Here is a 25,137-nt window from a genome sequence, read left to right on the forward strand (position 1 = left end):
TCCGCGAGGACGTCGAGCGCGCCCGCCCCCGGCCGGTTCGTGGCCGCCGAGCGCGCCCCCGCTCCCCGGACCGCCCTCGCGCGGACCGGGGCCCGCCCCCCTGTAGGAGGCTCCAAGGGCGCACGCGCGCGTGCCGGGCGAACCTCGTATTCCGGGGTGTCGGACCCGTGAGGCACGATGGAGCCATGGCATCCACCGACCACCCCGGCGAGCAGGCCGCGGACGACCCCGTCAAGCTGATCGCCGTCCGCGAGACCCCGCTCTCCGTGGACGAGGTCTTCCGGGCCGTCGGGGACGCGGCGGCCGGCGGGACCGCGCTCTTCGTGGGGACCGTGCGCAACCACGACGGCGGCGCCGGTGTGGAGCGGCTCGGCTACTCCAGCCACCCCGCCGCCGAGACCGAGATGCGGCGGATAGCCGAGAAGGTCGTCGCCGACTACCCCGTGCGCGCCCTGGCCGCCGTGCACCGGGTCGGCGATCTCGTCGTCGGGGACCTCGCGGTGGTCGTCGCCGTCTCCTGCCCGCACCGGGGCGAGGCGTTCGAGGCGTGCCGGAAGCTGATCGACGACCTCAAGCGCGAGGTCCCCATCTGGAAGCACCAGACGTTCTCCGACGGCACGGAGGAGTGGGTCGGCAGCCAGTGAGGTGCCCGCCCGGCCGGGGCGACGGCCGCCCGTCGGCCGGGTCGCCGAGGTTCCCCCTTCCGGTTGCGTAACCGCACCCCGGGCCGGAGCGTTGTCAGTGCGGATGGTTAATCTGCTGATCACTCAGTTGTCGGTGACGATCCGCACGCATCTGTCCACGCTCGTCTGTCCGCACACGTCTGTACACACACGTTGCTCACGCTCGTTGTTCACGTGGAGCTGTCCGTGGAGATATGTCCGCGTTCGTCCGGGGTCGGGAGGTCGGCATGGCGGCACTCGCATGGTTGTTGATTCCGCTGGTCGCCGCGGTCGGCGCCAGCCTGTGGGGGAGCTGGGCCAACCGGACCCGCAGGGCCCGCAGCGACGGCCCCGAACTCGACGGGTACGCCCGTTTCCGCGCCGCCATGGAGAAGTCCCGCACCGGCGGCTGAGGGACATGGGGCTGACGGTGCGCCGACAGCTCCGTCCCGTACTGTCGTCGCATGCCACGCCGCACCGCGACGATGCTCGCCTCCACCCTGATGCTGATCGCGCTCCTGTGCGCGGGTGTGCTCACCCCCGTGCCGTACTCGGAGATGTCACCGGGGCCGACGGTGAACACCCTCGGGGACCACGACGGTGAGCCGGTGCTCCAGATCTCCGGGCACAAGACGTATCCGACCAGCGGGCACCTGAACATGACGACCGTGCGGGTCACCAGCGCCGACTACCGCATGAACCTGGTCGAGGCGGTGTACGGCTGGCTCGCCCACGACAACAAGGTCGTGCCGCACGACACCCTCTACCCGGACGGCAAGACCGAGGAGCAGTCCACCCAGGAGAACGCCGAGGAGTTCAGCCAGTCCCAGGAGAGCGCGAAGGTCGCCGCCCTCAAGGAGCTGGGCGTGCCGGTGCAGTCCTGGGTGATCGTCTCCACCGTGGTGAAGGGCTCGCCCGCCGAGGGCAAGCTGCACGCCGGTGACGTGATCAAGGACGTCGACGGGACGACCGTCAAGGAGCCCGCCGACGTCGCCAAGCTGGTCACCCGGCACAAGCCGGGCGAGGACGTCGTCTTCACGATCGTGCCCGCCAAGGAGCAGGCCGACGCCGAGAAGGAACAGCGCAAGACGGCCAAGACCGAGCGGATCACGGTCAGGACGGCCGCCTCCGACGACGGCGGCGCCGAGCGGGCCATCGTCGGGATCTCCGCCGGGACCGACCACACGTTCCCGTTCACCATCGACATCAAGCTCGCGGACGTCGGCGGACCGAGCGCGGGGCTGATGTTCGCGCTCGGCATCTACGACAAGCTCACCCCCGGCAGTCTCACCGGCGGCGCCTTCGTGGCCGGTACCGGCACCATCGACGACGACGGCAAGGTCGGGCCGATCGGCGGCATCGAGATGAAGACGGTCGGCGCGCGCGACAAGGGCGCCCGCTACTTCCTGACGCCCGCCGACAACTGCGCCGCGGCGGCCGAGGACACGCCCGGCGGACTCACCCTGGTGAAGGTGAAGACCATCGGCGACGCCCTCGGCGCCCTCAAGGACATCCGCTCCGGGGACACCTCCGCCCTGCCGAAGTGCTCGTAGCCCGCGCGGCTACTCCTCGAACGTCGCCGACAGGGCCTGGGCCAGACCCGGCACCAGGTCCGCGCCGGTCAGCACCTCGGTCGGGGTGTCCTTCTCGCGCAGCCGCACCGCCGAGTCCCGGCTGCCGTCGCGCAGCACCGCGACCGTCATCCTGACCTCCTGCCGCTCCGGGTGCGCGGCCACCCACTTCGCCAGCTTCGCCTCGTTCAGACCCTCGGGGACCTGCGCCTCGGCGGACGGCGGGAGCATCAGCCGCTCCACCGTGAGCGCGCAGCCGACGACCGCGTCGGGCCAGGCGATGGTGCCGAGGAACTCGTCGAGCGGCTTGCCCGCCGGGATCTCGTCCTGCTCGATCGGGGTGAGCGCGGCGGCCGCCTGCTCCTCGTCGGCCAGACCGAGCTGGGCCGCGAGGCCGGGTTCCTGGACCCGCAGCCGCGCGGTGTCGACGAGGGCGAAGAGGCGGGCGGGCTGGTCCCAGCCGAGGCCGGAGGCGTACTCGTCGATCTCGAGTACCGCCCGGGTGAGCGGGTTCGCCGCCATGGGAGTGTTGGACATGGTCACAATCCTGCCTCGTTCCCGCCCGGAATCGGGAACCGAGTAAGCGGTGAGTAAGTTGCATAGGTGTGGGCCCACGATGACGGGGGGCCACGGGAGGTCCTCGAAAACGCGGGCCTGACGGATCGACAGCGAACCACGAGGTGCCATCTTGGCTTTCCAGATGCCGGACCGCGGCGGAGGCCCGACGGGGCCACGGATCAGAGTCGGCCGGCCGTCCCGGCGGGCCCGGACCCTGCTCATGACCCTGGGCGTGCTCGCCGTGCTGGGCATGGCGTTCACCATGTTCGCGGGCTTCTGGACGGACTGGCTCTGGTACCGGTCGGTGAACTACTCCTCGGTGTTCACCACCACGCTCTGGACCAAGATCGGCCTCTTCTTCGTCTTCGGCCTGCTGATGGCCGTCGCGGTCGGGTTCAACGTGTGGCTGGCGCACCGGCTGCGCCCCCCGCTGAGCGCCATGTCCATGGAGCAGCAGAGCCTGGACCGCTACCGGATGGGCGTCGCGCCCTACAAGAAGTGGCTGCTCCTGGGGATCACCGCGCTGGTGGGCCTGATCGCGGGCGCGTCGGCCGCCGGTCAGTGGCGCACCTGGCTGATGTGGGTCAACGGCGTGCCCTTCGGGCAGAAGGACCCGCAGTTCAGCCTGGACGTGTCCTTCTACGCGTTCGACCTGCCCTGGTACCGGTTCCTGCTGGGCTTCGGGTTCGCCGCCGCGATCCTCTCGCTGATCGCCGCCGCGCTCACCCACTACCTGTACGGCGGGCTGCGGGTGACGTCCCCGGGCGCGCGTGCCACCGCCGCCGCCACCGGGCACCTCTCGGTGCTGCTCGGCATCTTCGTCGCCCTCAAGGCCGTCGCGTACTGGCTCGACCGGTACGGGCTCGCGGTGAAGTCCAGTGACTTCAGGGCGACGGACAACTGGACGGGCCTGCGCTACGTCGACGCCAACGCCTACCTCCCGGCCAAGACGATCCTGTTCTGTATCGCCGTCATCTGCGCGGTGCTGTTCTTCGCCACCCTGTGGCGGCGCACCTGGCAGCTCCCGGTCATCGGCTTCGGCCTGATGGTGCTCTCGGCGATCCTGATCGGCGGCCTCTACCCCGCGATCGTCCAGAAGTTCCAGGTCCAGCCGAACGAGCAGGCCAAGGAAGCCCCGTACGTCAACAAGAACCTGACGGCGACGCGCGAGGCCTACGGCATCGACGACGCCCAGGTTACCGAGTACTCGGGCACCGGCAGCACCAAGGACAAGACCAAGCTGCGCGACGACGTGGACTCCACGGCGAGCATCCGCATCCTGGACCCGAACATCGTCTCGCCGACGTTCCAGCAGCTCCAGCAGATCAGGAACTACTACGCGTTCCCGACCAACCTGGACGTGGACCGGTACAGCAAGGACGGCAAGGACCAGGACACCGTCATCGGTCTGCGCGAGCTGAACCTGAACGGCATCCCGAAGAACAACTGGATCAACGACCACTTCCGCTACACCCACGGCTACGGCGTGGTCGCCGCCAAGGGCACCACGGCGGACGCCGAGGGCCGTCCCGTCTTCACCGAGTCCGACCTGCCGTCCAAGGGCGACCTGGGCGACTACCAGCAGCGGGTCTACTACGGCGAGAAGACCACCACGTACTCGATCGTCGGCGGTCCCCAGAAGGAGATCGACTACTCCGACGACAGCGGTGAGAAGACCACCAGCTACCAGGGCAAGAGCGGCGTCAGCCTCTCCAGCACGGTCAACCGGGCCGCGTACGCGCTGGCGTTCAGCGAGCCGCAGATCCTGTACTCGGGCGCCATCGGCGACGGTTCGCGGATCCTCTACAACCGCACCCCCAAGGAGCGCGTCGAGGCGGTCGCCCCCTGGCTGACCATCGACGGGGACGCCTACCCGGCCGTCGTCGGCAACAAGATCCAGTGGATCGTGGACGCCTACACGACGACCAACGGGTACCCGTACGCCTCGCGGACCACCCTCGGCGACACCACGGCCGACTCGCTGACCGCGACGAACAACTCCCGCGCGGTGGTGGCCCAGCAGAACCAGGTCAACTACATCCGCAACTCGGTGAAGGCGACCATCGACGCCTACACCGGCGAGGTCAAGCTCTACCAGTGGGACACCAAGGACCCCGTCCTCAAGACGTGGATGAAGGCCTTCCCCGGCACGGTGAAGTCCAAGAGCGCCATCTCTGCCGACCTGATGGCCCATCTGCGCTACCCGCAGGACCTGTTCAAGGTGCAGCGCGAACTGCTCACCCGCTACCACGTCAAGGACGCGCAGACGTTCCTGTCCGGCAGCGAGGTGTGGCAGGTCCCGGACGACCCGACCAACAAGTCGGGCAACGCGGTGCCGCCGTACTACCTGAGCATGAAGATGCCGGACCAGAAGGCGCAGGCGTTCTCGCTCACGACGACGTTCACGCCCAACGGCCGTGACAACCTGAGCGCGTTCATGTCGGTCGACGCCGAGGCGGGCACCAGCGACTACGGCAAGATCAGAATCCTGAAACTGCCGACCAGCACGACGGTCAACGGGCCCAAGCAGGTGCAGAGTCAGTTCAACTCCGAACAGGACATCGCCGAATCGATCAAGCTGCTCAAGGGCGGCGACTCCGACATCGAGTACGGCAACCTGCTCACCGTCCCGCTGGACGGCGGACTGCTCTACGTCGAACCGGTCTACGTGCGCGGTGGCGGGCTCAAGTACCCGCTGCTGAGAAAGGTGTTGGTGACCTACGGAGGCAACACCGCCTTCGAGGACACCCTGGACCAGGCGCTCGACAAGGTCTTCGGAGCCCAGGACACGAGCACCTCGCCACCGGACGACGACACCACCACCAACCCGCCGCCGACGTCCGACAACCCGACGGTGCAGGGCGCGTTGCAGGACGCCCAGAAGGCGTTCGACGCGGGCCAGGAGGCCCTGAAGAAGAACGACTGGGAGGCGTACGGCAAGGCCCAGAAGGACCTTGAGGACGCGCTCCAGCGGGCCGAGGACGCGCAGGCCGCCGCCGACAAGAAGAAGCCGGCCGGCGGGAGCGGGGCGAGCCCGAGCCCCAGCGCCTCGCCGAGCACGGGCAAGAGTCCGAACACCGCCTGATCCACGGGTCGGTCACGGGCCCGGACGCACACGTCCGGGCCCGTGACCGATGGCCCGGACGATGCCCGGCACCGGGCCGGTGATCAACTCCCCGCACACCGTGGTACGGTTGAGACACAACGGCGCGGGGTGGAGCAGCTCGGTAGCTCGCTGGGCTCATAACCCAGAGGTCGCAGGTTCAAATCCTGTCCCCGCTACTGAAATCGAAGGCCCGGATCCTTAAAGGATCCGGGCCTTCGACATGTGCGAACGCATGTGCCGGGACGGGGAGACGGCCGCGCCGACGTGGGGAGTTGGCGGAGACGTGTTTGACTTGTCGTTCTGTGGGCATGTCGACAAAACGCTGTAGTGACCCTACTGGCTGCGGTATACCAGGTGTACCCGGGTTGCAGGTGGTGCGACGATGGACGTTATGGGGGACAAGGCAACTCTGTTCGAGAGCGGGCGATTTGTGCAGCCCTCCGGGCGGGGTGACGCCGTGGAAGCCGCGGAGGAGGCCGCCGAGGAGCTTCGTCAGCGACTCGCCGCGGAGGCCGGCGACGTCGAGGCGATGAGCGTCCTCGGCGCCATGCTGCTGCGCCGCGGAGACCTCGACGGAGCCGAGCCCCAGCTGCGGGCAGCCACCGCGGCCGGTGACCGGGCCGCCGCCAACAACCTGGGAGTCCTCCTCCACCAACGCGGATACCCCGAAGAGGCCGCGGGATGGTGGCGGATCGCGGCCGTCGCCGGATCGGCCGCGGCCGCCCACGCCCTCGGCCGCCACCACCGCGAACGCGGCGACGAGCCCGCGGCGGAGTACTGGCTGCGCCAGTCCGCCGAACAGGGCCACGCGCTGGGCGCCTACGCCCTCGCCGACCTGCTGGAACACCGCGGGGACGCGGGCGCCGAGGGATGGCTGCGCGCCGCCGCCGAACGCGGCCACCGGGAGGCCGCCTACCGGCTCGCCCGCTCCCTCGACCGCAGATCCGCGCCCGAAGGACCCCTCGGGCGGGAGTTCCCCACCCGGGGCGGCCGTGCCACCGGCACGGGCGGCAGCGGCACCGCCGGCGCCCCCCGCCCCGCCGACGAGGCCGAGCAGTGGTACCGGCAGGCCGCCGCCCGCGGGCACCAGCGGGCCGCGCTGCACCTCGGCGCCATCCTGGAGAAGCGCGGCGAACTCAAGGAGGCCGGACGCTGGTACCTGACCTCCGCCCGGCACGGCGACGCGCGCGCCGCCTGCGCCCTCGGCTTCCTGCTGCGCGACGCGGGCGACTCCGAGAGCGCTGCCGTCTGGTGGCTGCGGGCCGCCCAGGAGGGCGACGGCAACGCCGCCAACGCCCTCGGCGCGCTGCACGCCGAGCGCGGCCAGGCCCAGACCGCCGAACGCTGGTACCGGGCCGCCATGGACGCGGGCGACGACAACGGCGCCTACAACCTCGGCCTCCTCTGCGCCGAGCAGGGGCGCACCGCGCAGGCCGAGCAGTGGTACCGGCGCGCCGCCTACGCCGGACACCGGGAGGCCGCCAACGCGCTGGCCATCCTGCTGCTCCAGCACGGCGACGCGACGGGCGCCGAGCCGTGGTTCTCCAAGGCGGCCGAGGCCGGCAGCGTCGACGCGGCCTTCAACCTCGGCATCCTCTTCGCCGGACGCGGCGAGGAGGGGTCCGCGCTGCGCTGGTACGAGCGGGCCGCCGTCGCCGGGCACACCGAGGCGGCGCTCCAGGTCGGCATCGCGCGGCTGCGGGCCGGTGACGACGCGGACGCCGAGCGGTATCTGCGCTGCGCCGCGGGGGGCGGCAACGCGGAGGCCGCGTACCGGCTGGCCACCGTCCTCGACGCGCGGCGCCCGCCCGAGTCGGCGCACGAACTGGGCGAGGTCGTCCACGCCAAGACCGAGTGCGAGGAGTGGTACGAGCGGGCCGCGACGCAGGGCCACCGGCGCTCCCAGGTGCGGGTCGGGATGATGGCCGCCGCGCGCGGGGACGTCGTCGAGGCCGCCCGCTGGTACCGGGAGGCCGCCGAGGCCGGGTCGCGCAACGGCGCGTTCAACCTGGGGCTGCTGCTGGCCCGCGAGGGCAGCGAGCCCGAGGCCGCCGTGTGGTGGACCCGGGCCGCCGACGCGGGGCACGGGCGGGCGGCGCTGCGGCTCGCGCTCGTCTACGCGCGGCGCGGAGAGCTGGCCGAGGGACAGCGGTGGGCCTCGCGCGCCGTCGCGCTCGGCCCGGCCGAGGTGGGGGAGCGGGCGGGACGGCTGCGGGACGCGCTGCGGGAGGAACTCTCGGCGTGACGCCGCCGCCGTCCGCCGGGGCGCCCGCCGGGGCCGCCCGCGCGTCCGGCAGGATGGGCGCATGAGCGTAGTCAAGATCAACGTGCTGACCGTTCCCGCCGAGCAGCGGGAGACCCTGGAGAAGCGCTTCGCGTCCCGCGCCGGAGCCGTCGAGAACTCGGACGGGTTCGAGTGGTTCGAGCTGCTGCGGCCCGTCGAGGGCACCGACGACTACCTGGTGTACACGCGGTGGCGGGACGAGGAGTCGTTCCAGGCGTGGATGGAGGGCCCGATGAAGTCGGCCCACCAGGGCGGCGCCGACCGCCCGAAGCCCGCGGCCGCCGGTTCCTCGGTCTGGTCCTTCGAGGTCGTCCAGCAGGCGGCACCCAAGCAGGCGTGAGGCGCGCGGCGGCTGTGAGGCAGCCGGGGTGAGGTGTGGGGCCGGTCCCGGTCGGAGTGAGGGGTGTGGGGTCCGGTCCCGGGCGGGGCGGGTCATGGCCCCGCTTCGCTAACTCGCGCCGTTTCGCTGACTCGCGGCTCCGCCCCCGGGCCGGGTAAACCCCGCCCCCGACCGTGACGTCGCCGTCGTCCGGCCCTCGGTGCGCGGTCCCGGCAACGGGCACTGGCTCCTGGCGGAGTCGTGGTCGGAGTCGTGGTCGCGGCCCGGGTCGGATTCGTGGTCGTCCGGGGCCGGGGTTCGGGGCGGAGAGGGCGATTTGCTTCTCGCCTCATCCATCACGTAACGTTCAGTTCATCGACGCGGGGTGGAGCAGCTCGGTAGCTCGCTGGGCTCATAACCCAGAGGTCGCAGGTTCAAATCCTGTCCCCGCTACTGAAGGCCGAGGGCCGGAACACGGATCACATCCGGGTTCCGGCCCTCGGTGTTTCACCGGCCGTGCCCCACCGCCTCCTCGTAGTACCCGCGGTCCACCGTCCTCGACTCCGGCAGCGGGTCGGCGCGGCCCGTGGCGCCCTGTGCCGCGTAGGCCGCCTGGAGACGCCCGGTCGTGCCCGCCCTGATCTCCCAGTCCATCCGCAGGGACGGCGTCGCCCTGAGCGTCCGCTCGTCGATCTTCGTCAGGTGCGAGAGGTACGTCACGAACGACGGGTCCGCCTTGTAGGCGCCCGCGAAGTACGTGTTCACGGTCCGCAGGTACGCCCGCACCAGGGCGACCCCCGCGTCCGCGTCGTCCCGCAGCAGCGACCGGCCGTACAGCAGGCCGCCGAGCGGCTCGCCCGCGGGCTGGCCGCCGAGGAACGCGTAGGACGGATCACCGTCCACGGTGCGCCAGACCGGGTCGAGGAGCCACGCCGAGTCGACGCCGCCGTTGCGCAGCGCGGTGAGGACGTCCGCGGAGCCCAACTGCCGGTACCGGATGCGGTCCAGGCCGCCCCCGTGGTCCTGGAGCGCCCTCTCCATCGGGTAGGCGATCACCGACCCCTTGCCGATCATCGTGCCCAGCGAGCGCCCCGCCAGCCGCACCCGCGCCGCGCTCTCGCCCGACCGCAGCCGCACCCACAGTCCGCTGCGGGAGGCCGGGTCGGGGGAGAAGTTGCCCGCCACCCAGCGGATGTCGAAGCCGCCCCTGATCCCGTTCATGACCGCCGCCTCCGGGGCCGCCCAGAGCGCGTCCACGTCCCCCTCGGCCAGCAGCGGCAGCGCGTCCGGGGTCGGCAGCACCTTCAGCGTCACGTCCAGCCCCTCCTTCGCGAACTCGCCCTTGTCCAGGGCCACTTCGAGGGGTGCGACGTACTCGGCGGCGAGGGTCCCGGTGGCGATCGTCAGCTTCCGGGCGGCCGTGAGGCGGTGCGGTGCGGGGGTGCCGGGGGAGCAGCGGGCCGGGGTGCGGTCGGGCGAGCGGTCGGCCGGGTCGGTCCAGGACGCCTCCGCGCAGCCCCGCACCGGGACGACCGTCCGCCCGGACGCGCCGGAGGCTCCCGGGTCGTCGCGCGGGGTGGCGCAGGCCGCCGCGGTGAGGAGCGCCACGGCGATCGCCGCCAGCGGGGTGATCCGGGGGCGGCCCCTCATGTCCTGGTCCTCTCGTCGTCCCTCGGTGACCACGGCGTGAGCAACCGGCCGAGGAGCCGGACCAGTTCGGAGAAGGCGACGCCGAGCAGGGCCACGCAGACGATCCCCACGAACATCACGTCGTTCTCGAACAGCGCCCGCGCGTCGAAGATCAGGTGCCCCAGGCCGTCGGAGGCGGCGATCTGCTCCGCGGCGACGATCACCAGGACCGCCACCCCGGCCGCGATCCGCGCCCCCACCAGCACCGCGGGCAGCGACGCGGGCAGCAGGACGTGGCGGAACATCTGCCAGCGCGAGGCGCCGAAGACCCGGCCCGCGTCCCGGTGCCCGGACGGGACGGCCAGCACCGCCGACATCGTGGAGATCCACACGAAGAAGAAGACGGTCGCCGCCACCAGCGCCACCTGCGGCCCCTCGCCCAGCCCGAACATGTTCAGGAAGACCGGCAGCAGCGCCAGCTTCGGCACCACGTACAGGGCGTCGAGAAGGGGTTCGAGGGCGGCCCTGACCAGCGCGGACGATCCCATCAGCAGGCCCAGCGCGTACCCCGCCGCGGTGCCGATCACGTAGCCGGACAGCACCCGGCCGAGCGTCGCGGCCACGTCGGGCCAGAGCTGCCCGGCGACGGCCCGGTGCCAGCCGTCGGCCGCGATCGTGGACGGCGCCGGGTAGACGCGGTCGTCGATCCAGCCCCGCGCGGCGGCCAGTTGCCACAGCAGGACCAGCGCCAGCGGCACCGCGGCGGCCAGCGACAGCTCCACGACCCTGCGGCGGCGGTGGGCCCGCGCAGGGTGGAGTTCCTCCGGGCCGGGGCGGCGGACCAGGACCGTCTCCGCCCGCTCCGTCGGCGGCGCGCTCATGCCGTGACCGCCTCCTTGCGCAGCAGTTCACGGAGCGCGCCCTTCAGCGCGGTGAACTCGGGGGCGTCGCGGACGGCCGCGGTGCGCGGGCGCGGGAAGGGCGGGTGGTGCTCGGCGATGATCCGGCCCGGCCGCGCCGACATCACCAGCACCCGGTCGCCGAGGAGCAGCGCCTCCTCCAGGCTGTGCGTGACGAAGAGGGTGGTGGTGCGGGTCGCCTGGACGAGGTCGAGCAGCTCCTCCTGGAGGATCGTGCGCAGTTGGGCGTCCAGGGCCGCGAACGGCTCGTCCATCAGCAGGAGTTCGGGCTCCACCGCGAGGGCGCGGGCGATCGCCACCCGCTGCCGCATGCCGCCGGAGAGCGTCGACGGGTAGGCGTCCGCGAACGCGCTCAGGCCCGTCCGCGCCAGCCACGCGTCCGCGCGGGCGTCGGCCTCCCGGCGCGGGACCCGCTGCACGTCCAGGCCGAAGCGGACGTTGGCGCGGACGGTCTTCCAGTCGTAGATGCCGTAGTCCTGGAAGATCATGGCGGCCGGACGGGGGCTGGTGGCGCGGATGCTCAGGGTGCCCGTACTGGGCCGCAGCAGCCCCGCGGCGATCCGCAGCAGGGTGGACTTCCCGCACCCGGACGGCCCCACGACACACACGAACTCGCCCGGTGCGACGGCGAGTTCGAGAGGTCCGAGGGCGTCGACGGCGTGCGGGGCGCGGCCGAAGGTCCGGGTCAGCCCGGTGGCCTGGAGTTTGGGGTGCGGCTCTCCCACGGGGTCTCCTCGCGGAGTGCGGAGGGTGCGGACGGCGGTGCGGACGGCGGGACGGGCAGCGGGGGACGGGCGGCGGCGCCGGCCACGGGAGGGGCGTCGGCGCGGACGGCCGGGGGCGGGTGGCCACGACGATATGACGGACCGTCAGATTCAGGAAGGCCGCGCGCAGCACGAAACCCCGGCCGCCCTCGTGGGGTTGCCGGGGTTCCGGGAAGGAAGGGTTACGCCGCGGTGCAGTTCGGGCAGATGCCCCGGTACGTCACCTCGACGTCCGAGACGGTGAAGCCGAAGCGCTCCGAGTCCGGGAGGTCCGCCATCGGGTTGCCCATCGGGTGGACGTCCTTGATGGCGCCGCAGCGCGCGCAGACCAGGTGGTGGTGCGGCTGGTGGGCGTTCGGGTCGTAGCGCTTGGCGCGGCGGTCGGTGCTGACCTCCAGCACCTCGCCGAGCGAGACCAGCTCGCCCAGCGTGTTGTAGACCGTCGCCCGGGAGATCTCGGGGAGCTTGGCGACGGCGCGCGCGTGCACCTCGTCGGCCGTCAGATGGACGTGCTCACCGTCGAGTACCTCGGCCACGACGCGCCGCTGCGCGGTCATGCGCCATCCGCGTCCGCGCAGCCGTTCCAGAAGGTCGCTCATACCGCCCACCATAACAGAAGCTGACCAGGTTCCGAATAGGTTTGGAATTAGAGCTGCTACGAACTTGGACGTGATCCAAGGTCCTCCGCGGTGGTCCTGGGTGCTCTAGAAGGCCATCTCCCTCGTCGGGGCCCAGCAGCGGATGATGTCGCGGACCGAGACGATCCCGGCGGGCTCGCCGCCCTCCAGGACCACCAGGTGGCGGAAGCCGCCGTGCGCCATGGTGCGCGCCGCCTGCTCCAGCGTCCAGGTCGGGGCGGCGAAGACGACGTTGTTGGTGGTGTGGGCGTGGGCGTGTTCCGCGTCCGGGTCCTGGCCGAGGCCGACGGAGTTCAGGACGTCCCGTTCGGTGAGGATCCCCATGCCCTCGGCGTCGGGGTCGAGGACGAGTGCGGCGCCCACCCGGCGCGCGGACATCAGGCTCGCCGCCTGCCGGAGTGTGTGGGCGGGGCCGATGGTGAGGACCACCGTGCTCATGGCGTCGCGGACGTACATGGTCTGGAGCCACCTCCTAGGAACCGCCGCACAGGTCGGGGTTCACAAGTTCACAAGTGGGGGTCGGCTTCAGCGTGGCAGGCACGGCGGGGGTCAACAAGGGCGCGCGTGGCGCCAACTGAGGGCGCACGCGCTCATTTGTGATGATCAGGATCGTTCGTTGAGATAGCCCAGCAGGTCGTCGTGGAGCAGCCCGTTGGACGCGGCGGCGTTGCCGCTGTGCGGTCCCGGGCGGCCGTCGAGGCCGGTGAACGTGCCCCCGGACTCGGTGACGATGATCGCGGGGGCGGCCATGTCCCAGAGTGACAGCTCCGGTTCGGCGCAGATGTCGACGGCGCCCTCGGCGACCAGCATGTACGGCCAGAAGTCGCCGTACGCGCGCGTGCGCCAGACCTCGCGGGTCAGGTCGAGGAAGCCGCCCAGGCGGCCCTGCTCCTCCCAGCCGGTCAGCGACGAGTAGGCGAAGGAGGCGTCCGGGAGCTTGCCGACGCTGGAGACCCGCAGCCGGCTCGCGGAGGTCAGGCTGCGGCCGGTGAACGCGCCGTGGTCCTTGGCGGCCCACCAGCGGCGGCCGAGGGCGGGCGCGGAGACCAGGCCGACGACGGGCTGGAAGCCGCCCTCGGCCGCCTCCATCAGCGAGATGAGGGTGGCCCACACCGGGACGCCCCGCACGTAGTTCTTGGTGCCGTCGATCGGGTCGATCACCCAGCGGCGCGGTCCGGTGCCCTCGACCCCGAACTCCTCGCCGAGGATCGCGTCACGGGGGCGGGCCCGCTGGAGGTGGCCGCGGACGATCTCCTCGGCCGCCTTGTCCGCCTCGGTGACCGGGGTCATGTCCGGTTTCGTCTCGACCTTGAGGTCGAGGGCCTTGAAACGGTCCATGGTGGCGGCGTCGGCGGCGTCCGCGAGGACGTGGGCGAGACGAAGGTCGTCGAGATAGTCCGGCATGGGGGAACGCTATCCGGCCGAGGGAGAGCGGGGCCACCAGGTGCCGTCCCGTGGCCTGTCGCGACGGCGGGCGCGCGGTTGGCCGAAGGTCGACCCCCTGTGCGGTGCCGAAGTCTTGACAGTGCCCCCGCGCCCGTCAAATCTGGGCGCAGTCCGTTCCCCCTGGGAGGCGATGATGCCCGGAGCGCGGGAGTCCCTGCTCGACGCGGCCTGCGCGGCGCTGGCCCGGCGGCCCTGGGCCACCGTGCGGATGGTGGACGTCGCCGCCTCGGCCGGTGTGTCCCGGCAGACCCTCTACAACGAGTTCGGCAGCAAGGAGGGGCTCGCGCGGGCCCTCGTCAGGCGGGAGGCGGACGGCTACCTCGCGGGCGTCGAACAGGCGCTCGCCACCCACACCGACGCCCGCGAACGGCTGGCCGCGACCGCCGAGTGGACCGCCGCGAGCGCCCGCGAGAACGACCTGGTCCGCGCGATGCTCACCGGCTGCTGGAGCGAGCGGCTGCCGTCGCCGACGCTCTCCGCGGTGCCGTCGTCCTCCGCCGTACCGGCGCAGCGGCGGGCGGACGGGCCGCTGCCCTCGCCCGGCGACCTGGTGGCGATCGTCCGCGACCGGGCCGTGGCGGTGCTGACGGGGCCCGGCACGCCCCGCGCGGACACCGGTGAACTGGCCCGCTCCTGCGAGCTGGTCGTGCGCCTCGCGCTCTCCTGCGTCGCGGCGCCGCCGGGCGGCGGGGACGGGGGAGTGGCGGAGCTGGTGCGCGGGACGCTGCACCGGCAGGGGGTGTGAGCGGGGCGTGCGCGGGGCGGCCGCCTGGTCAGTGCGCCGAGCCCGAGATCTGCAGGCCGATCACCCCGACGATGACGAGGCTGATCGAGACGAGCTTCAGGACCGAGACCAGGTCGCCGAGGAACACCATGCCGTAGATCGCGGTGCCCGCGGCGCCGATGCCGGTCCACACCGCGTAGGCCGGGCCGACGTCCAGCTTCTTCAGGGAGAGCGTCAGCAGGCCGAAGCTGCCCAGGGCGAAGACGCAGAACGCGACCGTGGGCCAGAGCCGGGTGAATCCGTGCGAGAGCTTCAGGCAGACGGCGAACCCGGTCTCGAGAATCCCGGCCACGATGACCAGCAGCCACGCCATGTGCTGTCCTCCCGTACGTCCGGTTCGGTGTGATTATGCACGTGCCGCTCCCGCGCCGAGCCGAACAACCCGGACAACACCGCCGTCAGTCGCCTTCCTTGCGGTCCCGGGTGGCCAGCAGCCTGCGCAGCGAGTAGAGCCGGGCCGGGTCGGCGTGGCCCTCGGCCACCCACGCGTCCAGCGCGCAGTCCTGCTCGTCGTGGCTGCACGCGCGCGGGCAGTTCTCGGTGCCGGGCACCAGGTCGGGGAAGGCGTTGATGACCCGGGACGGATCGATGTGCGCGAGCCCGAAGGACCGCACGCCCGGGGTGTCCACCACCCAGCCGTCGCCGTCGTCCAGGGGCAGCGCGAGCGCCGACGTGGTGGTGTGCCTGCCGCGGCCGGTCACCGCGTTGACGTGGCCCGTCGACCGCCGGCGGTCCAGCGGCACCAGCGCGTTGACCAGGGTCGTCTTGCCCACCCCCGAGTGGCCGACGAACGCCGTGATCCGGCCGTGCAGATGCTCGCGGACGCGGTCGGCGGCGCCGCCGCTCTCCAGCTCCTCGCGGCTGGTGACGACGTAGGGGATGTCCAGGTCGCCGTAGAGCGCGAGGAGCCCGTCCGGCGCGGCCAGGTCCGCCTTCGTCAGCACCAGGAGCGGGGTGAGACCGCCGTCGAACGCGGCGACCAGGCAGCGGTCGATCAGGCGCGGGCGGGGCTCGGGGTCGGCGAGGGCGGTGACGATCGCGAGCTGGTCGGCGTTGGCGACCACCACCCGCTCGAAGGGGTCGTCGTCGTCGGCCGTGCGGCGCAGCACCGACGAGCGCTCCTCGATGCGCACGATCCGCGCGAGGGTGTCCTTGTCGCCGGTCAGGTCGCCGACGATGGCCACGGTGTCCCCGACCACCGCCGCCTTCCGGCCGAGTTCGCGGGCCTTCATGGCCATCACCACCCGGTCCTCGACCAGGCAGGTCAGGCGCCCCCGGTCCACGGTGAGGACCATGCCCTCGACGGCGTCCTCGTGCTTGGGGCGGATGTGCGTACGGGGACGGTTGCCCTTGCGGTTGGGGCGGCTGCGGATGTCGTCCTCGTCGGTGTGCTTGCCGTAGCGGCGCATGGCGGACGTCCTAGATCCCGAGCATCCCGGTCCACAGCTCCGGGAAGTCCGGCAGGGTCTTGGCGGTCGTCGCGACGTTCTCGATCACGACCCCCTCGACCGCCAGGCCGATGATCGCACCGGCGGTCGCCATCCGGTGGTCCTCGTAGGTGTGGAAGACCCCGCCGTGCAGCGGACGCGGCCGGATGTGCAGGCCGTCGGCGGTCTCCGTGACGTCACCGCCCAGCTCGTTGATCTCCTTGGTGAGCGCGGCCAGCCGGTCCGTCTCGTGCAGCCGCAGGTGCGCCACCCCGCGCAGGGTCGACGGCGAGTCGGCGAGGGCCGCGACCGCCGCGATGCCCGGGGTCAGCTCACCGACCTCGCCGAGGTCCACGTCGATCCCGTGGATCGCCCCCGAACCGGTGAACTCCAGCCCGTACTCGGTGAGTTCGCAGGAGCCGCCCATCTCGGTGAAGATCTCCCGCAGCCGGTCACCCGGCTGGGTGGTCCGCTCGGGCCAGGCCGGCACCACCACCTTGCCGCCGGTCACCAGGGCCGCCGCCAGGAACGGCTGGGCGTTCGACAGGTCGGGCTCGATCGTCAGGTCCCGGCCGAGCAGCGCGCCCGGCGTCACCCGCCACACGTTCGGCTCGCCGCCCGACTCCGGGGTGTCCACCTGGGCGCCGACCGCGCGCAGCATGTCGACCGTCATCAGGATGTGCGGCAGCGACGGCAGCGTGGAACCGGTGTGCCGGACCTCGACGCCCTGGTTGAAGCGCGGGGCGGAGAGCAGCAGCGCCGACACGAACTGGGACGAGGACGACGCGTCGATGGAGACCGGACCGCCGTCCAGGGCGCCTCCGCCGTGCACGGTCAGGGGCAGCGCGCCCCGGCCGTCGTCGTCGATCCGGGCGCCCAGGACGCGCAGCGCGTCGATCACCCCGTGCAGCGGACGCACGTAGGAGCGCGGGTCGCCGTCGAAGCGGACCGGGCCGTCGGCCAGCGCCGCGACCGGCGGCAGGAACCGCATGACCGTGCCCGCGTTGCCGACGTCCACGGTGGCGGGGCCGTGCAGACCGGTGGGCAGCACCCGCCAGAACTCGCCCGAGCCGTCCGGGCCGACGCCCTCCTCGATCCCGATGCCCATCGCGCGCAGCGCGCCCGCCATCAGCAGGGTGTCCCGGGAGCGCAGCGGGCGGCGCAGCCAGCCGGGCTCGGAGGCCAGCGAGGCCAGCACCAGGGCACGGTTGGTGACCGACTTCGACCCCGGCACGAGGACCGTCGCGTCGACGGCTCCGCTCGCGTGCGGGGCGGGCCAGAGGGCGGTGTCTGCGGGGTTCGGGGCCATGGCTCCACCTTATAAGCAGCCCGTCGCTCCCGTGCCCTCTCGTACCGGCCGCCCACGGCCCCGGCGCCGCTGGTCACAACCGCAGCAGCCACCTGCCGCCGCCGATCAGCGAGCAGAGGCTCACCGCGTGGAACAGGAACAGCCACAGCCCGGCCGGGACGTGCGTCAGCCGCGACAACTGGTCCGCGTCCGAGTCACCCGCGCCGCCCCTGCGGCGCTTGGCCTGCAGCTCGAACGCCGGACGCACCCCGCCCACCAGCAGGAACCACACCACCGCGTACGCGAACGCGGCCTGTACCTGCGGTCCGGCCAGCCACGACACCAGCAGGAAGGCGCTGCCGGTGAGGACGACGGTCAGCGCGCCGTAGGCGTTGCGGATCATCACCAGCATCGCCAGCAGCAGCACCGTCGCCAGCCAGAGCAGCAGCGTGATCCGCCCGGTGCCGAGCAGGGCGGCCCCGCCGAGGCCCAGCAGCGGGGGAGCGGTGTAACCGGCCGCCGCGGTGAGGATCATGCCGACCCCGTGCGGCTTGCCCCGGCTGACCGTCAGCCCGCTGGTGTCCGAGTGGAGCCGGATACCGGTCAGTTGCCGCCCGGTGACGAGCGCGACCAGCCCGTGACCGCCCTCGTGGGCGATGGTGATGGCGTTGCGGGCTATTCGCCACGGCCCGAGCGGCACGGTCACGGCGAGCGCCGCGGCCAGCGTCGCGATCACCACCCACATGTCCGGGTCAGGCTGGGTGCCGACCACCTCGTCCCAGAGGGAGGAGAGCGAGGATGCGGTGCTGTCCATGCGGCGAGGGCTCCCGGTGGTGTCGGTGAGTCTGGCAGTGTGGCACGTCTGTGCGGGCGGTATCTGAGACGCCGGCGCAACAGAGATCGTTCCTGGCAGCGAACGCAGGCAGGGCGTCGGGGCTCCGGATCGATCCGGGGCTCCTGCACACCTTGTCCCCTCGGATTAAAGGTTCATTTTCGGGTGGCCTCGAACAGGCTGTCCACGCCCGAGATCCGGACCCGGAGGATCTGTGGGGAAAAGGTGGAGTGGAGATCGCCGCGCGGGGCACATGTGTGATCGGAGGTTGATAATCATGGTTCCTGTTCTTCTTGTTCTTCTGCTCGCCCTGATCCTTTTCGGTGCCGGTTTCGCACTGAAGGCACTGTGGTGGATTGCCGTCATCGTGCTGATCGTGTGGGTCCTCGGCTTCGTGATCCGCCCCGCCGGGAGCGGCGGCAAGCGGGGCCGCTGGTACCGCTGGTAGCAGGTTGACCAGCTCTTTCTGACGGGTGGGGCCCGACGCGACCGCGTCGGGCCCCACCCGTTTCTCGTGCCGTACCCCGTATCCGGAGAAGGGAATTGTTCTCCCGATACGGGGTAGCCGGGTGGGACGGCCAGGGGTGGCCGTGACGCCAGGAACCATGGCCCTCCACACGACGCCTCTGGCCGTTCTCGATCGCCTGGAAAAAAAGGTGTGTGAGTCGGTGCGCCAGGGGCACCCGGCTCCCCGAGGAAGCGCCACTCGCTTTTCGGTACGACGTGGCGGCCACAATTTCTCTGCCGGAAAACAAGCAACGCATTTCGATGAGGGAGCCGTTTCATGAGCGACAGCATCTGGGGCTACCAGCCGACGACCGGCCACGCCGCGGGCACCGACCTGACCGGGTTCAAGGTCGAGGCCACCGATGGAAGCATCGGCAAGGTCGACAAGCACTCGGACGACGTCGACTCTTCCTACATCGTCGTCGACACCGGTGTGTGGATCTTCGGCAAGCACGTGCTGCTGCCGGCCGGCACCGTCAAGACGGTCGACCAGGCCGAGAAGAAGATCTACGTCGATCTCACCAAGGAGCAGATCAAGGACTCCCCCGAGTTCGACAAGGACAAGCACGTGGGTGACGCCGGCTACCACGAGCAGATCGGGAGCTACTACCAGTCCCACCGCCGCATCTGACGCTCGGCGTGGCCCACGCACGGGGGCGGACAGAGGATCCTCTGTCCGCCCCCGTGCGTGTCCTCCCGCGCCCTGCGTCTGCGGACGCCCGCCCCGCCGGAATCGGCGCCCCTGGGGGCGGTTGTCCACCGCGGGCGTCAGATGCAGTAAAGCGTGGGCAAAGGTCAGGTGGGTACCCCCGGATCATGGATGAAGAGACGGAACAGGAGCTGCTGCGTGGGCTCCTGGTCGACGAGAGCCAGCCTGAGCGTCCGGTCCTGCTCAGCGCCACCGGTCGGCCGATGCGGACCTGGCGGGAGAACCATCCCTACGCGCACAAGCTGCGCCGCGCCGAGTACGACAGGACCAAGCGGGTGCTGCAGATCGAACTGCTCAAGCTGCAGCGGTGGACCCAGGAGACCGGCGCGCGGCTGGTCGTGCTCTTCGAGGGCCGTGACGCGGCGGGCAAGGGCGGGACGATCCAGCGGTTCGCCGAGCGGCTCAATCCGCGGACCGTGAAGATCGTCGCCCTGGACAAGCCGTCCGAGCGGGAGGCGGGCCAGTGGTACTTCCAGCGCTACGTCCCGCATCTGCCCGCCCGCGGTGAGATCGCGTTCTTCGACCGGTCCTGGTACAACCGGGCCGGCGTGGAGAAGGTGATGGGTTTCTGCAGCGACCGGGAGCACGAACTGTTCCTTCGCCAGTGCCCCCTCTTCGAGCAGATGCTCGTCGAGGACGGCATCATCCTCGTCAAGTTCTGGTTCTCCGTCTCCCGCTCCGAGCAGCGCACCCGGTTCGCGATTCGTCAGGTCGACCCCGTGCGCCGCTGGAAGCTGTCTCCCACCGACGTCGCCTCGCTCGATCTGTGGGACGCCTACACCGCTGCCAAGGTCACCATGTTGCGGGCCACCGACACGGCCGACGCCCACTGGACCGTGGTCAAGAACAACGACAAGCGGCGCGGCCGGATCGAAGCGATGCGCAGCCTCCTCGCGCGCGTCGACTACGACGAGAAGGACGCGGATGCCGTCGGACGCCCCGACCCCCTCATCGTCGGCTCCGCCGAGACCCTCCTCGAACCCGGCGAGGAACCCACCGCCCTCTCTCCGACCCCCCTGGCCAGCACCCACACCGGTCCCGGCAACCACCCCGGACAGTGAGGACGCCCGCGGTGCGTCGAACGACTCCGCGGCGGCGCGGCCCGGCCTCCCGCCCCGCCGCTCGCTAGCGCAGCAGGAGACCGACGGCGACCTTCAGCCGGGCGAGGTAGAACTCCCGTGACGCGGTCTGGTGCTTGAGGCCGATCGAGGTGCTGATCACCGTCTGCGCGACCAGGGGTGCCGCGTCGTGCCCCGACTCGCCGGCGATCGCGTCCGTGATCAATTGCTCGAAACGGCGCGGCATGGTCTCGACGATCTCGCCGAGGAGGCCGGGGTTGTCCTCGATGACCCCCGCGACATCGCGCGCCAGCGGGCCGACGTAGCGGCCTGCCCAGTGGTCGAACGCGTCGACGAGGCGCTCCGGGAGGGGGCGGCCGGTCCCGGCCAGGGCGTGTTCGGCCGCTGCGATGTCGCGCTCCAGGGCCTGGGTGACCGCGGCGCGGAACAGGGCCTCCTTCGAGGAGAAGAGGAAGTAGAGGCCGGGCCGGGAGATGTCCGCCGCCCGTGCCACTTCCTCCATCGACGTCTTCCGGTACCCGAACCGCGCGAAGGTGATCATCGCGGAGTCCAGGACCGAGGTGCGGCGATCGGCGTCGGCGCCGGTCGACGGCGCGTGTCCGGTATCGGGACTGCTCATGCGACGAGCGTACGAGCGTCAAACGAACTATACAAAACAAGTCCAGTTCGTATAGTCGATGTCATGGCTCACGCACTCATCACCACGCCCTTCACCGCCTCCAGCACCGCGGACGAGGTGCTGCGGGGCATCGACCTCGCCGGCGTCCGCGCGATCGTGACGGGAGCCTCCTCCGGCCTCGGGACCGAGACGGCTCGCGCGCTGGCCGCTGCCGGGGCGGACGTGACACTGGCCGTCCGGAACACGACCGCGGGTGACACCGTCGCCGGGACGATCGCGAGGTCGACCGGAGGGATCCGTCCCCGAGTCGTCCGGCTCGACCTCGCCGACAGGACCTCCGTCACCCGGTTCACCGACGCCTGGCACGGCCCCCTGCACCTGCTGATCAACAACGCGGGCGTGGTCACCGGCGGCCTCGAACGAACGCGTGAGGGCTGGGAGTTGCAGTTCGCGACGAACCACCTCGGCCACTTCGCCCTGGCCACCGGCCTGCACGACGCCCTGGCTCTGGGAGCGGCCGACCGGGACGGAGCACGGATCGTCTCGGTCAGTTCGACGGCGCACATGCGTTCCGGCGTCGACTTCGACGACCTCCACTTCGAACGTCGCGGCTACGACCCGCAGATCGCCTACGCCCGGTCGAAGACGGCGAACTCGCTCTTCGCCGTCGAGGCGACCCGCCGCTGGGCCTCCGACGGCATCGTCGCCAACGCGGTGAACCCCGGCGGCATCGCGACAGGGCTGCAGCGGAACTTCACACCGGCACAGAAGGCGTCGCTCGCCGCTGCCGAGGCCGCTGGAGTCTTCACCTACAAGACGCTCGGGCAGGGGGCCGCCACCAGCATCGTCGCGGCCGTCGCCCCCGAGTTCGCCCGTTCGGGAGGCCACTACCTCGACGACGCCCAGGAGGCCCGCACCGTGCCGAACGACGCCGACCTCGCGCAACACCCGCACGGCGTCAAGGAATGGGCGCTCGATCCCGCCCTCGCCGAGCGCCTCTGGACCGTCTCGGCCGACCAGATCCGCACCTGACCGCGCGGGGGTGCCACCGGCAGTGCTCGGCGCCGCGGCGGCCCCGGTCCGCCGATCGGGCAGGGTGCCCGTCGGGATCAGGGGCGAGGCGGCAACGGCAGGCGCAGGGTGAAGACGGTTCCGGCGTTCGGGACGCTGGTCACCGTGACCGCGCCGCCGTGCGCCTCGGTGAGCTGGCGGACTATCGCCAGGCCGAGACCGCTGCCGCCGGTCTCACGGGCGCGTGACTTGTCGGCGCGCCAGAAACGGTCGAAGACCTGGGGCAGGTCGGCCGCGGCGATGCCGGTACCGGTGTCGGCGACCTCGATCACGGCCCGGTCCCCGGCCGGACGGCAGCGCAGGGTCACGGTCCCCCCGGCCGGTGTGTGCCGCACGGCGTTGGTCAGCAGGTTCCCGAGCGCCTGGCGCAGGCGCACGGGGTCCGCGTCGACGGCGGGAGCTTCGTCGAGGTGGCTGACGAGGGTGACGCCCGCCGCGTCGGCCCGGCCGCGATGCGCGGCGGCGACGCTCGCGAGGAGCTCCCGCAGGCACAGCGGTTCGGGGTGCAGACGGAAGCGGCCCGCGTCCGCCTGGGCCAGGTGCTGGAGGTCGTCGACGATGTGCTGGAGCAGCAGGGCCTCGTCGAGCAGCGAGGCGACGAACGCCTCGTCGGAGTCGGCCAGGCCGTCCTGTGCCGCTTCGAGCCAACCGCGGATCGTGGTGAGCGGTGTGCGCAGCTCATGGGCGATGTCACCGACCATCGCCGTGCGCTGCGCCCGAGGTCTTCCGCAACGACCGCCTCGGCATCAGCGACTACACCGGGCTGACCGTCCTCGCCGGAAAGCCCGACCTGCTCGGGGCGATCAACGCCGAGGTCGGCTCGGGCCGGTTCCTCGGAGCGGGCGCGGAGAGGTTCCCCCTCGCGGTCCTGGGCGCGGTCGCCGCCTCCCGGCTCGGCGTCCCGGACGTCACCCCCGGCGCGCCCGCCCCGCAGATCTTCATCGGCCACCACTGGTTCACCGTGGTCGGCGTTCTCCACAAGACCCCGCTGAACCCGGAGATCGATCGGTCCGTCCTGGTCGGCTGGGACACCGCACGGCGCCTGCTGGCGTTCGACGGGCATCCCACGGTGCTCTACCTCAAGGCGAGGGAGTCGCGGATCGAGGCCGTGCGCGAGGTGCTGCCGGCCACCGTCAACCCCGAACTGCCCGGTGTGGTCCAGGTCAGCCGTCCGTCGGACGCCCTGACCGCCAAGAGGGCGGCCGCGAGCACCTTCTCCGCGCTCTTCCTGGGACTCGCGGGCGTCGCTCTCCTCGTCGGCGGGGTCGGCGTGGCCAACACCATGGTCGTCTCCGTCCTCGAACGACGCAGGGAGATCGGCCTGCGCAGAGCGCTGGGCGCCCATCGCGGGCAGATACGCGCGCAGTTCCTCACCGAGTCGGTCCTGCTGTCGGTCCTCGGCGGCCTGGCCGGTACCGTCCTCGGCTCCCTCGCCACCATGGCCTACGCCGCACACCAGGACTGGCCGCCGGTCATCCCCCTCACCTCGGTGGCCGCGGGCCCCGGCGGCGCGATCCTGGTCGGCGCGCTGGCCGGTCTCTACCCGGCCCTCCGCGCCGCCCGCCTCACCCCGACCGAGGCACTGGCCACCTAGGCCCCCACGGTGACGGGATCGCCGGACGGCGAGGAGCGACCACGCCCCGCATACCATGAGGCAGCGCTCCTCCCACGGGTCGTCGGCCCGCACGTCACCGGCCGATGTCGAACAGGTCGAGGAATGCTGAGCTGCCGGCCCGGTGGCCGGGGCGCGGGAGTATCGAGGAGACGGCGGACACGTACGGCACCCTGCGCCGGACGCCACCGGCCGGGCGGTCGGGTGACGGAGGTGACGCCGGCCGGCACCGTGCCGACTCGGTGCTGACTGAATCGATGTTTTCGCAGGTCGAAGGGGTTCTCCAGATGTGCGGACGGTATGCGGCCAGTCGTGGGCCCGAGGATCTCGCGGGGACCTTCGGGGTCGAGAAGTGGGACGCCGAGGAGACCCTCGCGCCCGACTACAACGTGGCCCCCACCAAAGAGGTCTACGTGGTCCTCGACCGTCCCCTGAAGGACGCGGCCGACCCGCGGCCGGTCCGCCAGCTGCGCACGCTGCGGTGGGGCCTGGTCCCGTCCTGGGCGAAGACCCCCGAGGGCGCCGCCCGGATGATCAACGCGCGGGCCGAGACCGTCCACGAGAAGCCGTCCTACCGCCGTGCCTTCGCTGCCCGCCGCTGCATCGTCCCGGCCGACGGCTACTACGAGTGGGTCACCGGGCAGCAGGAGCGCGACCTGGAGGTCGAGGGCCGCAAAAAGCGCCCGCGCAAGCAGCCCTACTTCGTGCTCCCCGCCGACGGCTCGGTCTTCGCGATGGCCGGGCTCTACGAGTTCTGGCGCGACCGCACCCTGCCCGACGACCACCCCGCCGCCTGGTGGGCCACCTGCTCCGTGATCACCACCGAGGCCGAGACCGCGCCGCTCGCCGCCGCCCCCGCCGACGGACCGCGCGCCCTCGCCGACATCCACCCCCGGATGCCCCTCATGCTCACCCCGGACCGCTGGGACGACTGGCTCGACCCCGCCCGCACCGACCCCGACGGGCTGCGCCACCTCCTCGCCCCGCCGCCCACCGGACTGATGCGCGCCTACCCGGTGCCGACCGCCGTCAGCAACGTCCGCAACAACGGCCCGGAGCTGCTGAAGGAGCTGGAGGGCCCCGAAGAGGGCACACTCTTCTGACGTGACCACAGAGATCGTGACGACCGGCGCGGGCGACGCCCGGATCACCTGGCACCCGGCGACCGCGCCCCGGCTGCTGCTCGCCCTCGGCCACGGCGCGGGCGGCGGCGTCGACGCCCGTGACCTGCGGGCCCTCGCCGCCGTCCTGCCGGGGCACGGCGTGAGCGTCGCCCTCGTCGAGCAGCCCTGGCGGGTGGCGGGGAAGAAGG

Annotated in this window: 24 protein-coding genes, 2 tRNA genes and 3 pseudogenes; 16 read left to right on the forward strand and 13 right to left on the reverse strand. The window is 71.8% G+C overall.

Annotated features, from left to right (window positions below; genetic code table 11):
* The first annotated feature begins 185 nt into the window (after nucleotides 1-185).
* From GA0115242_RS02595 to GA0115242_RS02605, 3 genes are all read left to right on the forward strand, one after another.
* Nucleotides 186-644 carry a molybdenum cofactor biosynthesis protein MoaE gene (locus GA0115242_RS02595; protein ID WP_093824040.1) on the forward strand — a complete coding sequence of 153 codons (459 nt, stop codon included), beginning with the start codon at nucleotides 186-188 and terminating at the stop codon, nucleotides 642-644.
* A 266-nt stretch (nucleotides 645-910) separates the two neighbouring features.
* Nucleotides 911-1,075: a hypothetical protein gene (locus GA0115242_RS40535; protein WP_176729726.1), complete on the forward strand. Its 165-nt coding sequence runs from the start codon at nucleotides 911-913 to the stop codon at nucleotides 1,073-1,075.
* Nucleotides 1,076-1,126: 51 nt separating this feature from the next.
* On the forward strand, nucleotides 1,127-2,215 hold the full coding sequence (locus GA0115242_RS02605; RefSeq protein WP_176729727.1) for a YlbL family protein: 1,089 nt from the start codon (nucleotides 1,127-1,129) through the stop codon (nucleotides 2,213-2,215).
* 9 nt (nucleotides 2,216-2,224) lie between these two features.
* Here GA0115242_RS02605 and GA0115242_RS02610 read toward each other — a convergent pair whose 3' ends face one another.
* Nucleotides 2,225-2,770, reverse strand: a complete 546-nt coding sequence (locus tag GA0115242_RS02610) for a PPA1309 family protein (protein ID WP_093824044.1) — start codon at nucleotides 2,768-2,770, stop codon at nucleotides 2,225-2,227.
* 163 nt (nucleotides 2,771-2,933) lie between these two features.
* Here GA0115242_RS02610 and GA0115242_RS02615 point away from each other — a divergent pair, with 163 nt between their 5' ends.
* From GA0115242_RS02615 to GA0115242_RS02635, 5 genes are all read left to right on the forward strand, one after another.
* Nucleotides 2,934-5,876, forward strand: coding sequence for a UPF0182 family membrane protein (locus GA0115242_RS02615; RefSeq protein ID WP_093824046.1), 2,943 nt, complete (start codon nucleotides 2,934-2,936; stop codon nucleotides 5,874-5,876).
* A 123-nt stretch (nucleotides 5,877-5,999) separates the two neighbouring features.
* Nucleotides 6,000-6,073, forward strand: a tRNA-Met gene (locus GA0115242_RS02620).
* Between the two features lie 206 nt (nucleotides 6,074-6,279).
* Nucleotides 6,280-8,142 (forward strand): tetratricopeptide repeat protein, encoded by a 1,863-nt coding sequence (locus GA0115242_RS02625; RefSeq protein ID WP_093824048.1) that lies wholly within the window; start codon nucleotides 6,280-6,282, stop codon nucleotides 8,140-8,142.
* 61 nt (nucleotides 8,143-8,203) lie between these two features.
* A complete protein-coding gene (locus GA0115242_RS02630; RefSeq protein ID WP_093824050.1) occupies nucleotides 8,204-8,521 on the forward strand; it encodes an antibiotic biosynthesis monooxygenase family protein in 318 nt (105 codons plus the stop codon).
* A 358-nt stretch (nucleotides 8,522-8,879) separates the two neighbouring features.
* A tRNA-Met gene (locus GA0115242_RS02635) sits at nucleotides 8,880-8,953 on the forward strand.
* Nucleotides 8,954-9,007: 54 nt separating this feature from the next.
* On the opposite strand, the gene GA0115242_RS02640 is transcribed toward GA0115242_RS02635, so the two are convergent.
* The 6 genes from GA0115242_RS02640 to hisN form a co-directional block, all read right to left on the reverse strand.
* Entirely contained in the window at nucleotides 9,008-10,150 is a 1,143-nt protein-coding gene (locus GA0115242_RS02640) for an ABC transporter substrate-binding protein (protein WP_093824052.1), read from the reverse strand.
* Nucleotides 10,147-11,010, reverse strand: a complete 864-nt coding sequence (locus GA0115242_RS02645; RefSeq protein ID WP_093824055.1) for an ABC transporter permease — start codon at nucleotides 11,008-11,010, stop codon at nucleotides 10,147-10,149. Before GA0115242_RS02645 ends, GA0115242_RS02640 begins: the two co-directional genes overlap by 4 nt.
* Nucleotides 11,007-11,774, reverse strand: a complete 768-nt coding sequence (locus tag GA0115242_RS02650) for an ABC transporter ATP-binding protein (RefSeq protein WP_093824057.1) — start codon at nucleotides 11,772-11,774, stop codon at nucleotides 11,007-11,009. Before GA0115242_RS02650 ends, GA0115242_RS02645 begins: the two co-directional genes overlap by 4 nt.
* A 221-nt stretch (nucleotides 11,775-11,995) precedes the next feature.
* Nucleotides 11,996-12,412 (reverse strand): Fur family transcriptional regulator, encoded by a 417-nt coding sequence (locus GA0115242_RS02655; protein ID WP_093824059.1) that lies wholly within the window; start codon nucleotides 12,410-12,412, stop codon nucleotides 11,996-11,998.
* A gap of 105 nt (nucleotides 12,413-12,517) precedes the next feature.
* The gene (locus GA0115242_RS02660; protein ID WP_093824061.1) at nucleotides 12,518-12,907 is read right to left on the reverse strand and encodes a CBS domain-containing protein; all 390 of its coding nucleotides are present in this window, start codon (nucleotides 12,905-12,907) and stop codon (nucleotides 12,518-12,520) included.
* Nucleotides 12,908-13,054: 147 nt separating this feature from the next.
* Nucleotides 13,055-13,855, reverse strand: coding sequence for a histidinol-phosphatase (hisN, locus tag GA0115242_RS02665; RefSeq protein WP_093824063.1), 801 nt, complete (start codon nucleotides 13,853-13,855; stop codon nucleotides 13,055-13,057).
* 172 nt (nucleotides 13,856-14,027) lie between these two features.
* On the opposite strand from hisN, the gene GA0115242_RS02670 reads away from it, so the two are divergent.
* Nucleotides 14,028-14,642, forward strand: a complete 615-nt coding sequence (locus GA0115242_RS02670; protein WP_093824065.1) for a TetR/AcrR family transcriptional regulator — start codon at nucleotides 14,028-14,030, stop codon at nucleotides 14,640-14,642.
* A gap of 28 nt (nucleotides 14,643-14,670) precedes the next feature.
* On the opposite strand, the gene GA0115242_RS02675 is transcribed toward GA0115242_RS02670, so the two are convergent.
* From GA0115242_RS02675 to GA0115242_RS02690, 4 genes are all read right to left on the reverse strand, one after another.
* Nucleotides 14,671-14,994, reverse strand: a complete 324-nt coding sequence (locus GA0115242_RS02675) for a DMT family transporter (RefSeq protein ID WP_093824067.1) — start codon at nucleotides 14,992-14,994, stop codon at nucleotides 14,671-14,673.
* An 85-nt stretch (nucleotides 14,995-15,079) separates the two neighbouring features.
* Nucleotides 15,080-16,090 carry a ribosome small subunit-dependent GTPase A gene (rsgA, locus tag GA0115242_RS02680; protein WP_093824069.1) on the reverse strand — a complete coding sequence of 337 codons (1,011 nt, stop codon included), beginning with the start codon at nucleotides 16,088-16,090 and terminating at the stop codon, nucleotides 15,080-15,082.
* 10 nt (nucleotides 16,091-16,100) lie between these two features.
* The gene (gene aroA / locus GA0115242_RS02685; RefSeq protein ID WP_093824071.1) at nucleotides 16,101-17,417 is read right to left on the reverse strand and encodes a 3-phosphoshikimate 1-carboxyvinyltransferase; all 1,317 of its coding nucleotides are present in this window, start codon (nucleotides 17,415-17,417) and stop codon (nucleotides 16,101-16,103) included.
* A gap of 73 nt (nucleotides 17,418-17,490) precedes the next feature.
* The gene (locus GA0115242_RS02690) at nucleotides 17,491-18,210 is read right to left on the reverse strand and encodes a M50 family metallopeptidase (RefSeq protein ID WP_093824073.1); all 720 of its coding nucleotides are present in this window, start codon (nucleotides 18,208-18,210) and stop codon (nucleotides 17,491-17,493) included.
* 295 nt (nucleotides 18,211-18,505) lie between these two features.
* On the opposite strand from GA0115242_RS02690, the gene GA0115242_RS02695 reads away from it, so the two are divergent.
* From GA0115242_RS02695 to ppk2, 3 genes are all read left to right on the forward strand, one after another.
* Nucleotides 18,506-18,676, forward strand: a complete 171-nt coding sequence (locus GA0115242_RS02695; RefSeq protein WP_093824087.1) for a hydrophobic protein — start codon at nucleotides 18,506-18,508, stop codon at nucleotides 18,674-18,676.
* Between the two features lie 336 nt (nucleotides 18,677-19,012).
* Nucleotides 19,013-19,366 carry a PRC-barrel domain-containing protein gene (locus tag GA0115242_RS02700; protein WP_093824075.1) on the forward strand — a complete coding sequence of 118 codons (354 nt, stop codon included), beginning with the start codon at nucleotides 19,013-19,015 and terminating at the stop codon, nucleotides 19,364-19,366.
* A 185-nt stretch (nucleotides 19,367-19,551) separates the two neighbouring features.
* Entirely contained in the window at nucleotides 19,552-20,505 is a 954-nt protein-coding gene (gene ppk2, locus GA0115242_RS02705; RefSeq protein ID WP_093824077.1) for a polyphosphate kinase 2, read from the forward strand.
* A gap of 64 nt (nucleotides 20,506-20,569) precedes the next feature.
* Here ppk2 and GA0115242_RS02710 read toward each other — a convergent pair whose 3' ends face one another.
* Nucleotides 20,570-21,142, reverse strand: a complete 573-nt coding sequence (locus GA0115242_RS02710; protein ID WP_093824079.1) for a TetR/AcrR family transcriptional regulator — start codon at nucleotides 21,140-21,142, stop codon at nucleotides 20,570-20,572.
* A gap of 63 nt (nucleotides 21,143-21,205) precedes the next feature.
* Here GA0115242_RS02710 and GA0115242_RS02715 point away from each other — a divergent pair, with 63 nt between their 5' ends.
* On the forward strand, nucleotides 21,206-22,174 hold the full coding sequence (locus GA0115242_RS02715; RefSeq protein WP_093824081.1) for an SDR family NAD(P)-dependent oxidoreductase: 969 nt from the start codon (nucleotides 21,206-21,208) through the stop codon (nucleotides 22,172-22,174).
* Nucleotides 22,175-22,251: 77 nt separating this feature from the next.
* Here the strand turns inward: GA0115242_RS02715 and GA0115242_RS02720 are convergent.
* Nucleotides 22,252-22,938, reverse strand: a pseudogene (locus GA0115242_RS02720) (sensor histidine kinase); the annotation flags it as partial.
* Here GA0115242_RS02720 and GA0115242_RS02725 point away from each other — a divergent pair.
* The 3 genes and pseudogenes from GA0115242_RS02725 to GA0115242_RS02735 all read left to right on the forward strand — a co-directional run.
* Nucleotides 22,935-23,807 (forward strand): annotated as a pseudogene (locus GA0115242_RS02725) (ABC transporter permease); the annotation flags it as partial. The pseudogenes GA0115242_RS02720 and GA0115242_RS02725 sit on opposite strands and share 4 nt — an antisense overlap.
* Nucleotides 23,808-24,112: 305 nt before the next feature.
* Complete coding sequence (locus GA0115242_RS02730) at nucleotides 24,113-24,928, forward strand: SOS response-associated peptidase (RefSeq protein WP_093824083.1); 816 nt, start codon at nucleotides 24,113-24,115, stop codon at nucleotides 24,926-24,928.
* Nucleotide 24,929: 1 nt separating this feature from the next.
* Nucleotides 24,930-25,137 (forward strand): annotated as a pseudogene (locus GA0115242_RS02735) (hydrolase); the annotation flags it as partial.

Source organism: Streptomyces sp. SolWspMP-5a-2, from assembly GCF_900091845.1.
GTDB lineage: Bacteria > Actinomycetota > Actinomycetes > Streptomycetales > Streptomycetaceae > Streptomyces > Streptomyces doudnae.

What these genes read in the sequence shown, in the direction of transcription:
- GA0115242_RS02595 (WP_093824040.1), top strand. Translation starts at nt 186, where the DNA reads ATGGCATCCACCGACCACCCCGGCGAGCAGGCCGCGGACGACCCCGTC.
- GA0115242_RS40535 (WP_176729726.1), top strand. Translation starts at nt 911, where the DNA reads ATGGCGGCACTCGCATGGTTGTTGATTCCGCTGGTCGCCGCGGTCGGC.
- GA0115242_RS02605 (WP_176729727.1), top strand. Translation starts at nt 1,127, where the DNA reads ATGCCACGCCGCACCGCGACGATGCTCGCCTCCACCCTGATGCTGATC.
- GA0115242_RS02610 (WP_093824044.1), bottom strand. Translation starts at nt 2,770, where the DNA reads ATGTCCAACACTCCCATGGCGGCGAACCCGCTCACCCGGGCGGTACTC.
- GA0115242_RS02615 (WP_093824046.1), top strand. Translation starts at nt 2,934, where the DNA reads ATGCCGGACCGCGGCGGAGGCCCGACGGGGCCACGGATCAGAGTCGGC.
- GA0115242_RS02625 (WP_093824048.1), top strand. Translation starts at nt 6,280, where the DNA reads ATGGACGTTATGGGGGACAAGGCAACTCTGTTCGAGAGCGGGCGATTT.
- GA0115242_RS02630 (WP_093824050.1), top strand. Translation starts at nt 8,204, where the DNA reads ATGAGCGTAGTCAAGATCAACGTGCTGACCGTTCCCGCCGAGCAGCGG.
- GA0115242_RS02640 (WP_093824052.1), bottom strand. Translation starts at nt 10,150, where the DNA reads ATGAGGGGCCGCCCCCGGATCACCCCGCTGGCGGCGATCGCCGTGGCG.
- GA0115242_RS02645 (WP_093824055.1), bottom strand. Translation starts at nt 11,010, where the DNA reads ATGAGCGCGCCGCCGACGGAGCGGGCGGAGACGGTCCTGGTCCGCCGC.
- GA0115242_RS02655 (WP_093824059.1), bottom strand. Translation starts at nt 12,412, where the DNA reads ATGAGCGACCTTCTGGAACGGCTGCGCGGACGCGGATGGCGCATGACC.
- GA0115242_RS02660 (WP_093824061.1), bottom strand. Translation starts at nt 12,907, where the DNA reads ATGTACGTCCGCGACGCCATGAGCACGGTGGTCCTCACCATCGGCCCC.
- hisN (WP_093824063.1), bottom strand. Translation starts at nt 13,855, where the DNA reads ATGCCGGACTATCTCGACGACCTTCGTCTCGCCCACGTCCTCGCGGAC.
- GA0115242_RS02670 (WP_093824065.1), top strand. Translation starts at nt 14,028, where the DNA reads ATGATGCCCGGAGCGCGGGAGTCCCTGCTCGACGCGGCCTGCGCGGCG.
- GA0115242_RS02675 (WP_093824067.1), bottom strand. Translation starts at nt 14,994, where the DNA reads ATGGCGTGGCTGCTGGTCATCGTGGCCGGGATTCTCGAGACCGGGTTC.
- rsgA (WP_093824069.1), bottom strand. Translation starts at nt 16,090, where the DNA reads ATGCGCCGCTACGGCAAGCACACCGACGAGGACGACATCCGCAGCCGC.
- aroA (WP_093824071.1), bottom strand. Translation starts at nt 17,417, where the DNA reads ATGGCCCCGAACCCCGCAGACACCGCCCTCTGGCCCGCCCCGCACGCG.
- GA0115242_RS02690 (WP_093824073.1), bottom strand. Translation starts at nt 18,210, where the DNA reads ATGGACAGCACCGCATCCTCGCTCTCCTCCCTCTGGGACGAGGTGGTC.
- GA0115242_RS02695 (WP_093824087.1), top strand. Translation starts at nt 18,506, where the DNA reads ATGGTTCCTGTTCTTCTTGTTCTTCTGCTCGCCCTGATCCTTTTCGGT.
- GA0115242_RS02700 (WP_093824075.1), top strand. Translation starts at nt 19,013, where the DNA reads ATGAGCGACAGCATCTGGGGCTACCAGCCGACGACCGGCCACGCCGCG.
- ppk2 (WP_093824077.1), top strand. Translation starts at nt 19,552, where the DNA reads ATGGATGAAGAGACGGAACAGGAGCTGCTGCGTGGGCTCCTGGTCGAC.
- GA0115242_RS02710 (WP_093824079.1), bottom strand. Translation starts at nt 21,142, where the DNA reads ATGAGCAGTCCCGATACCGGACACGCGCCGTCGACCGGCGCCGACGCC.
- GA0115242_RS02715 (WP_093824081.1), top strand. Translation starts at nt 21,206, where the DNA reads ATGGCTCACGCACTCATCACCACGCCCTTCACCGCCTCCAGCACCGCG.
- GA0115242_RS02730 (WP_093824083.1), top strand. Translation starts at nt 24,113, where the DNA reads ATGTGCGGACGGTATGCGGCCAGTCGTGGGCCCGAGGATCTCGCGGGG.